Below are 12620 nucleotides of genomic sequence, written 5' to 3'. Positions count from 1 at the left end.
TCAGAGCACCACGCGCAAGCATTGGCCGGCGTGATACAGCGAGAAGCCGGTTTCGTAGAAGCCGGTACGCAGCGCTGGCGCCGATACCGGTTTCATTGCCGAGAACGGAATCGGCAAGGCATCCGGGTTGTCGCATAGCAGGTACTGGGCAAAGGCTTTGCCGATCACCGTGCCGGTAGTGTTGCCGCGACCGTTGTAGCCGGTGACCGCGACGATGCCCGGCGCCGGCTCGAACAGGCGCATCAGGTGGTCCGGGGTGAAGTCGATGCAGCCGGTCCAGTGCATTTCCCACTCGACCTTGCCCAGTTGCGGGAAGTAGTGGTTCTGGATGCGGTCGGCCCAACTGCGAATGAACCAGGCCGGCTTGTTGTCGACCCGCCCGAGGCTGCCGAGCAGCAACCGCCCGTCATCATCGCGACGGATACTGCTGAGCACCGTGCGCGTGTCCCACGAGCCCTGGCCGTGCTTGAGCACGTTGTCGGCAGCGGCGCCTTGCAGCGGCACCGAAGCGACCTGGTAGTAGTAGCCGCGGAAGAACTGGCGTTGCAGATTGGTCCAGTCGCCTTCGGTGTAGGCACCAGTGGAGATCACCACCTTGTCGGCGCTGACCGAACCCTTGACGGTTTTCACGCGCCATTTGCTGCCTTCACGCTCCAGGCCCTGAACCGCGGACTGCTGGAAGATCTGCCCGCCCAGACGCTCGACCGCAGCGGCCAGGCCCTGTGTATAACCCATGGGGTTGATGGTGCCGGCGCGGCGATCGAGCAGCGCGGCGGAAATCTTGTCGGTACCGCAATATTCTTCGCACTTTGCCCCGGTCAGCAGCTCGACATCGGCGCCACGGCGGCTCCATTGCTGGTGGCGGGCTTCGAGATCGGCAACGCCGGTGGCGTTGTGGGCCATGTGCAGGGTGCCGCTGTTGTGGGCCTGACAGTCGATACCCAGGCGCTCGATGGTGGCGAACACTTCGCCCGGCGCCTCGCCCAGCACCTTGTTCAGGCGGCTGCCCTGTTTCTGGCCAAGGGTGGCTTCGACATCGTCTGGGCGAATCCAGGTACCGGCGTTGACCAGGCCAACGTTGCGCCCGGAACCGCCGTGGCCGATTTTCCAGGCTTCGAGCAGGATCACCGTCTTGCCCTGTTCGAGCAGGTGGATGGCTGCCGACAGGCCAGTGATACCGCCGCCGATGATGCACACATCGGCCTTGAGCTCGGCGTTCAGCACCCGGGATGGCGCGGCGGGCTGGGTGACGTGTTCCCAGAGGCATTGTTGACGCAGTTCTGGCATGGCCGGCTTCCTCTTTTATTCTTGTGCAGTGGTGCCCCTATCGCTGGCAAGCCAGCTCCCACAGGGAGCAGCGGTCCTTGTGGGAGCTGGCTTGCCAGCGATGGGGCCGACTCGGTATTCAGTCGAACACAATCCCCTGCGCCAACGGCAGCTCGCGGGAATAGTTCACGGTATTGGTCTGCCGACGCATGTAGGCCTTCCACGAATCCGAGCCCGACTCACGGCCACCGCCGGTTTCCTTCTCGCCGCCAAAGGCCCCGCCAATCTCCGCCCCACTGGTGCCGATGTTGACGTTGGCAATCCCGCAGTCACTGCCTGCCGCGCTCTGGAAGCGCTCGGCTTCGCGCAGGTCGGTGGTGAAAATGCATGACGACAGGCCTTGCGGGACTTCGTTGTTCAAACGCAGGGCTTCCTCGAATTCGTCGTAGGCCAGCACGTAGAGGATCGGTGCGAAGGTTTCATGCTGAACCACAGCACTCTGGCCTGGCATCTCGACGATGGCCGGGGCCACGTAATAGGCATTCGGGTACTGGTCCTGAAGCTGACGCTCACCGCCGAATACCTGGCCGCCTTCATCACGGGCACGGGCCAGGGCATCCTGCATGCCTTGGAACGAAGCCTTGTCGATCAGCGGGCCGACCAGGTTGTCCTTGCGCGGGTCGCCAATGCGCACTTTCGCGTAGGCGGCCTTAACCCGAGCAACCACTTCGTCCTTGATCGAGCGATGGACGATCAAGCGGCGCAAGGTGGTGCAGCGCTGGCCGGCGGTACCGACGGCGCTGAACAGGATGCCGCGCACGGCAAGATCGAGGTCGGCACTGGGCGCAAGGATCATCGCGTTGTTGCCGCCCAGTTCCAGGATGCTGCGGCCGAAACGCGCGGCGACACGCGGGCCGACTTCGCGGCCCATGCGGGTGCTGCCGGTGGCGCTGACCAGCGGCACGCGCGGGTCGTCGACCAGCGCTTCGCCGGCATCGCGATCACCAATGATCAACTGGCTCAGGCCTTCTGGCGCTTCGCCGAACGCCTTCAGGGCTTTTTCGAACAGCGCCTGGCAGGCCAGCGCGGTCAGTGGGGTTTTCTCCGACGGTTTCCACACCACGGCGTTGCCGCACACCAGCGCCAGGGTGGTGTTCCAGGCCCAGACCGCGACCGGGAAGTTGAAAGCGCTGATCACCCCGACCACACCCAGCGGGTGCCAGGTTTCACGCATGTGGTGGCCCGGGCGTTCGGAGGCGATGGTCAGGCCGTAGAGCTGGCGCGACAGGCCGACGGCGAAGTCGCAGATGTCGATCATTTCCTGCACTTCGCCCAGGCCTTCCTGGGTGATCTTGCCGGCTTCGATCGACACCAGTTCACCGAGCTCGGCCTTGTATTGACGCAGCACTTCGCCAAACAGGCGGATCAACTCACCGCGGCGCGGGGCCGGGACGTTGCGCCAGGCCTGGAAGGCTTTTTCGGCCTGATCGATCTTGGCGGTCACCTGGGCTTTGCTTTCCAGGTGCACCGAGGCAATCGCGCTGCCATCGATAGGGGTGTGAACGGGATGGTTACCGTGGGTGTAGGCAGCAGCCGGGACACCGAGGCGGTCAAGCAGTCCATCAACCATTTTCTTCTCCTGCATGCGATGAGTGGTTGAAAAAGTGATAGGGATCAGTATTAATCCGATCACTCTGGCGCAACAAACGACCTTTATTCTGCATATCATTCCGCCAGGTAATGATCTACTGGCTTAGAGACCGCTATGTCCAAACGTCTGGTGCCATCGATGGCCGCCCTGCAGTGTTTCGAGGCTGCCGCCCGGCACCTGAGCTTCACCCGCGCCGCCGAGGAACTGCACCTGACCCAGAGCGCGGTGAGCAAGCAGGTGGCCCAGCTTGAAGAGATGCTGCGCCATCACCTGTTCCTGCGTATCCGCCGGCGCCTGCAGCTGACACCAGCAGGCGCGCTGTACCTGGCCGAGGTCAACAAGATTCTGACCCAGGTCGACATGTCCAGCCGTTACATCATGTCCTACGGCGAACAGACCGAAGTCCTCAAGGTAGCGACCCAACCGAGCTTTGGTGTGCGCTGGCTGATCCCGCACCTCAAAGGTTTCGGCAAGCAGTACCCGAACATCCACCTCGACATCCGCAACGAGATGGAGCCCTTCGCCCTGCTGCAGGCCACCGCCGACGTGGTGTTCTTCTTCGGCCAGGGTACCTGGCCAGGGGCAACCTGCATCGAGCTGTTCGGCGAAGAAGTGCTGCCGGTGTGCGCGCCGGAACTGTTGCAGGGGCGTACGCTCAAGGACGCCAGCGAAGTGGCCGAACTGGTGCTGCTGCAAAGTACCTCGCGCCCGGAAGCCTGGCACGAGTGGTTCCTGGAACAGGGCCTGCATTCGGCCAACAGTTATCACGGTCCGCGCTTCGATACCTTCTATATGAGCCTCAGCGCTGCTCAGTCCGGCTGCGGCGTGGCCCTGGTGCCGCGCTACCTGGTGGCCCAGGAGCTCGCCGAAGGCAAACTGATCGTGCCTTGGCAGTACAGCATGCGCAGCAATGGTGCGCATTTCCTGGCGTTTTCCGAGCATGCGGCAGAGGTGCCAAAGGTGCGCGCCTTGGTTGACTGGATTCGCGCGGAGCTGGCCGGGCAAGATTGATAATTTTTGGAATGACAGATCGAATTTTTTTCGCTTGTGCAGGCACTGCATTCCTCGCTTTCATGTAAGGGTGCCCACTTACCAGGAAGCTTTCGATGCCCGCTCAAGATTTCGTCAGCCCGGACAGCATTCGCGCGCAGTTCTCGGCCGCCATGTCGCTCATGTACAAGCAAGAGGTGCCGCTGTACGGCACGCTGCTGTCGCTGGTGAGCGAAATCAATCAGCAAGTCATGGCCGAGCAGCCCGAGGTTGCCCAGGCCTTGCGCTGGACCGGCGAGATTGAACGCCTCGACCAGGAACGCCACGGCGCCATTCGCGTCGGCACGGCTGAAGAGCTGGCAACCATCGGCCGCCTGTTCGCGGTGATGGGCATGCAGCCAGTGGGTTACTACGACCTCAGCTCTGCCGGCGTGCCGGTGCATTCCACCGCCTTTCGCGCCGTGCACGAGCAATCGCTGCACATCAGCCCGTTCCGGGTCTTCACCTCGCTGCTGCGTCTGGAGCTGATCGACAACCCGGCGCTGCGTGAACTGTCTGGCGAGATTCTCGCCCGGCGGCAGATCTTCACCCCGCGCGCCCTACAGCTGATCGAGCAATTCGAGCGTGATGGCGGCTTGAATGCCGACGATGCCCAGGTTTTTGTCAACGAAGCGCTGCACACCTTCCGTTGGCACCGGGACGCCACCGTGACCGCCGAGCAGTACCAGCAACTGCATGATCAGCACCGCCTGATTGCCGATGTGGTGGCTTTCAAAGGCCCACACATCAACCACCTGACCCCGCGCACCCTGGACATCGATGCCATCCAGCTGGGCATGCCGGCCAAAGGTATTCCGCCCAAAGCCGTGATCGAAGGCCCGCCACCGCGTCGCTGCCCGATTCTTCTGCGTCAGACCAGTTTCAAGGCGCTGCAGGAAAAGGTCGCCTTCACCGATCAGCACGGTGAAGGCAGCGGCAGCCATACCGCGCGCTTTGGCGAGATCGAGCAACGGGGCGCCGCGCTGACGCCGAAGGGTCGCCAGCTGTACGACCAACTGCTCGATAGCGCCCGCGCGGCGCTGGGTGGCGTGCCCGCCGAGGCCAATGCCGCGCACTACATGGGTTTGCTCAGCGACAGCTTCAAGGCCTTCCCGGATGACCTGGCGCAAATGCGTGAACAGGACCTCGCGTACTTCCGCTACTTCCCCACCGAGCGTGGCCTGGCGGCGCGCGGGGATACCCAGCGGCCAAGTTCATTGCAAGATTTGATCGACGCCGGGCATATCCACTTTGAAGCCCTGGTGTACGAGGATTTTCTGCCGGTCAGTGCGGCTGGGATTTTCCAGTCCAACCTGGGCGATGATGCGCAGAGCGAGTACGGCAGCAATGCCAACCGCGATGCCTTCGAGCAGGCGCTGGGCAAGCCGGTGCAGGATGAGTTGGCGTTGTATGCCGAGAGCCAGCGGCGGTCGTTGCAGGCGTGCGCGCAGGCGTTGGGTCTTCCTGCGCTTTAAGCCCTTTATACCGAGGTGATCGCAGCCGTTGCCTGCAGAATTTCCACTTTTGGCAAATCCATGGCATCGGCCTCGCCTTGCAGAAAGTCGCTCAAGCGCCGCAAGCGCTCGCCACCCGGGCGGGTTTTCGGCCAGACCAGGTAGTAGTCCAGCCCGCTGGCAACCGCCGTCGGCCAGGGCAGGCTGAGCCGGCCCTGAGCGACGTCCTCGGCGACCATCAGCAAGTCGCCCATGGACACGCCATAGCCCCGGGCGGCGGCGATCATGCCCAGCTCCAGGGTGTCGAACACCTGGCCGCCCTTGAGCGAGACCTTGTCGGTGAGGTCCATGCGCGCCAGCCAGCTGCGCCAGTCGCGCTTGTCGGGGGTCGGGTGAAGCAACTCGATGCCCGCCAGGCGCCGCTCGTCCCAGGGCCCTTCCTTGAGCAGTTCCGGTGCCCCGACCGGGATCAGCAGCTCGGAAAACAGCCGCTTGACCTCCCAGTCCGGCGCAAAGTGCCCATCACTGAGCAACACCGCGCAGTCGAAAGGCTCGTGATTGAAATCGACATGATCGACGTCCATCCAGGCACTGGTCAGTTGCACTTCGTTGCCCGGCTGCAGGTGACGAAAGCGGCTGAGGCGCGCCAGCAGCCAGCGCATGGTCAGGGTCGAGGGCGCTTTCATGCGCAAAATGTCGTCTTCGCTGCGCAGGGTGCTACAGGCACGCTCCAGCGCCGCAAAGCCTTCGCGCACCCCTGGCAACAGCAAGCGCGCCGCTTCGCTGAGCTGCAGGCTGCGGCCATTGCGCACGAACAAACGACAGGCGAAGTGCTCCTCAAGCGTGCGGATATGGCGGCTGACCGCGCTCTGGGTTATCGATAACTCATCTGCGGCGCGGGTAAACGAACTGTGCCGGGCCGCCGCTTCAAAAGCCCGCAGTGCGTATAGAGGCGGTAAACGACGAGACATGACGGCGGGCTCCGGGTTTTCCACAAGCAATCGTCAGGATCATACCCCCATGAGTTTTAATCATGCCAACCATCGCTATTATCCTTTTGTGGATAACCGTACAAAGGCTCAGACTTTCACGCTTTGAATCTATCGCGTAAGAAAAGGACGACTCCATGCAGGCTGCGCCTACCCATGAACTCAAGGCTTTGCTGCGCCTGGCCGGGCCGCTGATCGCCTCGCAGTTGGCGCACATGCTGATGGTGCTCACCGACACCCTGATGATGGCCCGCATCAGCCCGCAGGCACTGGCCGGCGGCGGTCTGGGTGCGGCGAGCTATTCGTTCGTGTCGATTTTTTGCCTGGGCGTGATCGCCGCGGTCGGTACCCTGGTGGCGATTCGCAAGGGTGCCGGTGATATCGTCGGCGCCACCCGCCTGACCCAGGCCGGGTTGTGGCTGGCCTGGGTCATGGCCCTGGTGACGGCGCTGGCGCTATGGAACCTGGAGCCAGTGCTGCTACTGCTGGGCCAGAGCCCGAACAACGTCGAGGCTGCCGCGCAGTTCCTGCTGTTGCTGCCTTTCGCCCTGCCCGGCTACCTGAGCTTCATGGCCCTGCGCGGCTTTACCAGCGCCATTGGCCGCTCGACGCCGGTGATGGTGATCAGCCTGATCGGCACAGTGGCCAACTTCCTGCTCAACTACGCGTTGATCGAGGGCATGTTCGGCCTGCCGAAACTGGGCCTGGTGGGCATCGGCCTGGTGACCGCCATCGTTGCCAACTGCATGGCCGTGGCCATGGCGTTGTATATCCGCTGGCACCCGGCCTACGCGCCCTACCCGATCAGCCAGGGCCTGAGCCGCCCTTCGTGGCCGGCCTTGCGCGAGTTGTGGCGCCTGGGCTTGCCGATTGGCGGCACCTACACCGTAGAAGTGGGCCTGTTCGCCTTCGCCGCACTGTGCATGGGCGTGCTCGGCAGCACCGAACTGGCCGCACACCAGATCGCCCTGCAGATCGTCTCTACTGCATTCATGATTCCGGCAGGCTTGTCGTACGCCGTGACCATGCGTGTAGGGCTCTATTACGGTGCCGATAACCTTCTCGGTGCTCGCCATGCCGGCCGCGTCGGGATCGGCTTTGGCGCGGCGATGATGCTGATGTTCGCCATCCTCTTCTGGCTGCTGCCGGATCCGCTGGTGGGGCTGTTCCTCGACCACGGTGACCCGGCCTTTGCCGAGATCATCCAGTTGGCCGTAAGCCTGCTGATGGTCGCCGCCTGGTTCGAGCTGTTCGATGGCGTGCAAACCATTGCCATGGGTTCGATCCGCGGGCTCAAGGACGCCAAGACCACCTTTCTGGTCGGGCTGTTCTGCTACTGGGTGATTGGTGCGCCGGCCGCCTGGCTGCTGGCGTTCAACCTTGGCCTGGGTGCGGTGGGCGTGTGGTGGGGGCTGGCGCTGGGCCTGGCGTGTGCAGCGGTGAGCCTGACCCTGGCCTTCGAATGGCGGGTGAAGCGCTTGCTGGGCAGCTCGGGTGGGGAGAACAAGGCGACTGCTTCGGTGCTTTGAGGCCCCTGTGGGAGCAAACAGCCTGATTAAGACAGTTGCTCCCACAGTGGATCTGTGTACGCCAAACCTGTGGGAGCTGGCCTTGCCAGCGATGGGCTGCACAGCAGTCCCAGTCTCTAGAAAGCTACCGACTGCTGCGCTGGCCCCCGCAGCAAATACGCCATCAACTCATCGATCGGTAACGGCCGGCTGATCAGAAACCCCTGCACCTGGTCGCAATCAAAACTGCGCAACAGGCCCATTTGCTCAGGGGTTTCCACACCTTCAGCGACCACCTCCAGATTGAGGTTGTGCGCCAGGTTGATCATCGCGTGCACCAGCTTGCGGTTCTCTTCGCGCTGCTCCATCCCGCCGACAAAACTGCGATCGACCTTGAGCAAGGTGATCGGCAAGCTGTTCAGGTGCACGAACGACGAGAAGCCGGTACCGAAGTCATCCAGGGAAAAGCGCACCCCCAGGCGCCCGAGGGCATCCATGGTCTGCTTGACCAGGTCATTGCGCCGCATCACTGCGGTTTCGGTCAGCTCGAACTCCAGCCAGCGGGCATCGACACCATGCTCGATGATCAGCCGGCTCAGGGTCGCCAACAACTGGCTGTCCTGGAACTGGCGAAACGACAGGTTCACCGCCATGTGCAGCGGCGCCAGGCCTTGCTCGCGCAGCGCCTGCATGTCGCGCAGGGCGCGGGAAATCACCCAGTAGCCCAGGGGCACGATCAACCCGCTCTGCTCGGCCAGCGGCACGAACTCGCTGGGCGGCAGCAGCCCGCGCTCGGCATGGCGCCAGCGCACCAGGGCTTCGAGGCCGACGATGCGCCCATCGGCCAGGTTCAGTCGCGGCTGGTAGTGCAGCTCCAGCTCGTCGCGACGCAGCGCCCGGCGCAGTTCGCTTTCCAGGTCGGCAAGGCTGCGGGCGTTACGGTTGATGCGTTCGTTAAAGACGTGAAAGGTACAGCCCTGGGTGCTCTTGGCCTGCTGCATGGCAATGTGCGCATGCCACATCAGCGGGTCGGCGCCGCCCTGGGCGCGGGCGTGGGCGACACCCAGGCTGCAGCCGAGCAGCAGGCTTTCGCCGTCGATCCAGTAGGGTTCGGCCAGGGCTTCGGTAATGCGTTCGGCCATCCACTCGGCGCGTTGTGGCTCGCGGCGGGTGTCGATCAACAGGGCGAACTCGTCGCTGCCCAGGCGTGCGACCTGGTCACCGGCTTCCAGCTGGCTTTTCAGCCGACCCACCACTTGCAGGATCAGCCGGTCGCCGGCCTGGTGGCCGAGGGCATCGTTGGCATGGCGAAAGTTGTCCAGGTCCAGGTGACCGAGGGCAACGCCGCGCCCGTCATTGTCGGCCAGGCGCGCCGCCAGCAGGGTCTGGAAGCCCTGGCGGTTGGCGATACCGGTCAGCGGGTCCTGTTCGGCCAGGCGCTGCAGGGTCGCTTCCAGCACGCCGCGTTCGCGGACGTGGCGCAGGCTGCGGCGCAGGATATTGCTGGTCAGTTGGTCACGGATCAGCCAGTCGCTGACCCCCGGCGGCGGCACCTGCGGCTCGTGTTCGAGCAGCAGAACCATTGGCAATATGCAGCGCCCGGGCGCCGGTTGCAGTGGCGGAGTCGCCAGCACCAGCGCATTGCGGTCATTGGCAAACAGGCTGTCGACCGCCTCCCAGTTCGGAGCGGTCAGCAGTACCGCCTGGCCCGCCATCGGCAGCAGACACTCGCGCAAGACAGTGGCCCATTCCGGCTCATCGGCCAACAGGAGCAAACGCAAGGGTTCGACGGGCGTAGACAAGCTGGCTCCTTAGGACGTAGACACAGTCAAATGACGATGGGCAGCGAGAATGCGTATCCTAAACCATTAATGAAAATGATTTTCACTTAAAGTCATGCCATTCCATTGCCGACATCCCGCAGGTTTCGCCACGCATCCTGCGGGAAAGTATCAAATGCGGCAAATTTAGATCGCGTGGTACGTCACACTGTCAGACGGTCGCGGCAGAAACTTTCTACCCCTGCTAAAATGCCCGGCTATTTTTCTAGCGTCCCCGGTTTTCGTCATGTCCCGACTCAACCCTCGGCAACAAGAAGCCGTGAACTACGTCGGCGGCCCTCTTTTGGTGCTCGCCGGTGCTGGCTCCGGCAAAACCAGCGTGATCACCCGCAAGATCGCGCACCTGATCCAGAACTGCGGCATCCGCGCCCAGTACATCGTGGCCATGACCTTCACCAACAAGGCCGCGCGGGAGATGAAAGAGCGGGTTGGCACCCTGCTGCGCAAGGGCGAAGGCCGCGGCCTGACCGTGTCGACCTTCCACAACCTGGGCCTGAACATCATCCGCAAGGAGCATGAACGGCTGGGCTTCAAACCGGGCTTCTCGATCTTCGACGAGACCGACGTCAAAGCCCTGATGACCGACATCATGCAGAAGGAGTACTCGGGCGACGACGGCGTCGACGAGATCAAGAACATGATCGGTGCCTGGAAAAACGACCTGATCCTGCCGCCCGAGGCCCTGGAAAAGGCCCGCAACCCCAAGGAACAGACCGCCGCTGTGGTCTATGCGCATTACCAGCGCACCTTGCGGGCGTTCAACGCGGTGGACTTCGACGACCTGATCCTGCTGCCGGTCAAGCTGTTCCAGGACAACCCCGATGTCCTGGAGAAGTGGCAGAACAAGGTGCGTTACCTGCTGGTCGACGAATACCAGGACACCAACGCCAGCCAGTACCTGCTGGTGAAAATGCTGATCGGCACGCGCAACCAGTTCACCGTGGTCGGCGACGACGACCAGTCGATCTACGCCTGGCGCGGCGCGCGGCCCGAGAACCTGATGCTGCTCAAGGACGACTACCCTTCGCTGAAGGTGGTAATGCTCGAGCAGAACTACCGCTCCACCAGCCGTATCCTGCGCTGCGCCAACGTACTGATCTCGAACAATCCGCACGCCTTCGAGAAACAGCTGTGGAGCGAGATGGGCCATGGCGACGAGATCCGCGTGATTCGCTGCAAAAACGAGGAAGCCGAGGCCGAACGGGTGGCCATGGAGATCCTCAGCCTGCACCTGCGCACCGACCGGCCCTACAGCGACTTCGCCATTCTTTACCGGGGCAACTACCAGGCCAAGCTGATCGAGCTGAAGCTGCAGCACCACCAGGTGCCATATCGTCTGTCAGGCGGCAATAGCTTCTTCGGACGCCAGGAAGTCAAAGACCTGATGGCCTACTTCCGCTTGCTGGTAAACCCGGACGACGACAACGCCTACCTGCGGGTGATCAACGTACCGCGCCGGGAAATCGGCTCGACCACCCTGGAAAAGCTCGGCAACTATGCCACCGAACGCAAGGTCTCGATGTACGCCGCCAGCGAGGAGCTGGGCCTCGGCGAGCATCTGGACAGCCGCTACACCGACCGTTTGCAGCGCTTCAAGCGCTGGATGGACAAGGTCCGCGAGCAGGTCGCGCTGGAGGATCCGATCGCTGCCCTGCGCAGCATGATCATGGACATCGACTACGAGAACTGGATTCGCACCAACAGCTCCAGCGACAAGGCTGCAGATTTTCGCATGAGCAACGTCTGGTTCCTGATCGAGGCGTTGAAAAACACCCTCGAGAAAGACGAAGACGGTGGCATGACCATCGAAGAAGCCATTGGCAAGCTGGTACTGCGCGACATGCTCGAGCGCCAGCAGGAAGAGGAAGACGGCGCCGAAGGTGTGCAGATGATGACCCTGCACGCCTCCAAGGGCCTGGAATTCCCCTACGTGTTCATCATGGGCATGGAAGAGGAAATCCTCCCCCACCGTTCCAGTATCGAAGCCGACACCATTGAAGAAGAACGGCGCCTGGCCTACGTCGGGATTACCCGCGCCCGTCAGACCCTGGCCTTCACCTTTGCCGCCAAACGCAAGCAATACGGCGAGATCATCGATTGTTCGCCGAGCCGCTTCCTGGACGAGCTGCCCGACGACGACCTGGCCTGGGAGGGCCTGGACGACGCGCCGACCGAAGTGAAGGCCGCTCGCGGCAACAATGCACTGGCCGATATCCGTGCCATGCTCAAACGTTAGATAATCAACCTTTGCTGCGGCGTATTGCCGTGGCCACTCTTGCTACATCGAGGAAATACCACAGTGGAAGCACTGCACCAGAAGATTCGCGAAGAAGGCATCGTGCTTTCCGATCAGGTTCTCAAAGTCGATGCGTTTCTCAACCATCAGATCGACCCTGCGCTGATGCAACTGATTGGTGACGAGTTCGCCCGTCTGTTCGCCGATTCGGGTATCACCAAGATCGTCACCATCGAAGCCTCGGGCATTGCCCCGGCGGTGATGACCGGCCTGAAGCTGGGCGTTCCGGTGATTTTCGCGCGCAAGCACCAGTCGCTGACCCTGACCGAAAACCTGCTGGTGGCTTCGGTGTATTCCTTCACCAAGCAGACTGAAAACACCGTGGCGATCTCCCCGCGCCACCTCAACAGCAGCGACCGCGTGCTGGTGATCGACGACTTCCTGGCCAACGGCAAAGCCTCCCAGGCGCTGATCTCGATCATCAAGCAAGCCGGTGCCACCGTTGCCGGTTTGGGTATCGTCATCGAGAAGTCGTTCCAGGGCGGCCGCGCCGAGCTGGACAGCCAGGGCTACCGCGTTGAATCGCTGGCTCGGGTGAAGTCGCTGGAAGGTGGCGTGGTTACTTTCATCGAGTAATTCGCGTCGG

9 protein-coding genes are annotated in these 12620 nt (G+C 62.7%); 5 read left to right on the top strand and 4 right to left on the bottom strand.

The genetic code is table 11. The features are described from left to right. Positions 1–1287 carry an FAD-binding oxidoreductase gene (locus tag NLX68_RS01335; RefSeq protein ID WP_254282298.1) on the bottom strand — a complete coding sequence of 429 codons (1287 nt, stop codon included), beginning with the start codon at positions 1285–1287 and terminating at the stop codon, positions 1–3. Between the two features lie 118 nt (positions 1288–1405). After that, entirely contained in the window at positions 1406–2896 is a 1491-nt protein-coding gene (locus tag NLX68_RS01330) for an aldehyde dehydrogenase family protein (protein ID WP_254282296.1), read from the bottom strand. Positions 2897–3031: 135 nt separating this feature from the next. Here NLX68_RS01330 and NLX68_RS01325 point away from each other — a divergent pair, with 135 nt between their 5' ends. Next, positions 3032–3928, top strand: a complete 897-nt coding sequence (locus tag NLX68_RS01325) for a LysR family transcriptional regulator (RefSeq protein ID WP_254282294.1) — start codon at positions 3032–3034, stop codon at positions 3926–3928. A 95-nt stretch (positions 3929–4023) separates the two neighbouring features. Next, complete coding sequence (locus tag NLX68_RS01320; protein WP_254282292.1) at positions 4024–5421, top strand: VOC family protein; 1398 nt, start codon at positions 4024–4026, stop codon at positions 5419–5421. Between the two features lie 5 nt (positions 5422–5426). Here the strand turns inward: NLX68_RS01320 and NLX68_RS01315 are convergent, their stop codons facing one another. Further along, entirely contained in the window at positions 5427–6371 is a 945-nt protein-coding gene (locus NLX68_RS01315) for a LysR substrate-binding domain-containing protein (protein WP_254282290.1), read from the bottom strand. 155 nt (positions 6372–6526) lie between these two features. Here NLX68_RS01315 and NLX68_RS01310 point away from each other — a divergent pair, with 155 nt between their 5' ends. Continuing rightward, complete coding sequence (locus NLX68_RS01310) at positions 6527–7918, top strand: NorM family multidrug efflux MATE transporter (RefSeq protein ID WP_254282288.1); 1392 nt, start codon at positions 6527–6529, stop codon at positions 7916–7918. Positions 7919–8034: 116 nt separating this feature from the next. Here the strand turns inward: NLX68_RS01310 and NLX68_RS01305 are convergent, their stop codons facing one another. Further along, positions 8035–9699, bottom strand: coding sequence for a bifunctional diguanylate cyclase/phosphodiesterase (locus tag NLX68_RS01305; protein WP_254282286.1), 1665 nt, complete (start codon positions 9697–9699; stop codon positions 8035–8037). 265 nt (positions 9700–9964) lie between these two features. Here NLX68_RS01305 and rep point away from each other — a divergent pair, with 265 nt between their 5' ends. Continuing rightward, a complete protein-coding gene (rep, locus tag NLX68_RS01300) occupies positions 9965–11974 on the top strand; it encodes a DNA helicase Rep (protein WP_010225832.1) in 2010 nt (669 codons plus the stop codon). 63 nt (positions 11975–12037) lie between these two features. Next, positions 12038–12610: a xanthine phosphoribosyltransferase gene (locus NLX68_RS01295; protein WP_010225834.1), complete on the top strand. Its 573-nt coding sequence runs from the start codon at positions 12038–12040 to the stop codon at positions 12608–12610. The last annotated feature ends 10 nt before the right edge of the window (positions 12611–12620 follow it).

Origin of the sequence: Pseudomonas sp. SBB6 (assembly GCF_024213215.1) — a bacterium.
Taxonomy (GTDB): domain Bacteria; phylum Pseudomonadota; class Gammaproteobacteria; order Pseudomonadales; family Pseudomonadaceae; genus Aquipseudomonas; species Aquipseudomonas donghuensis.
Note: the sequence above shows the minus strand (reverse complement) of the source record. Positions and strands in the feature narration are given on the sequence as shown.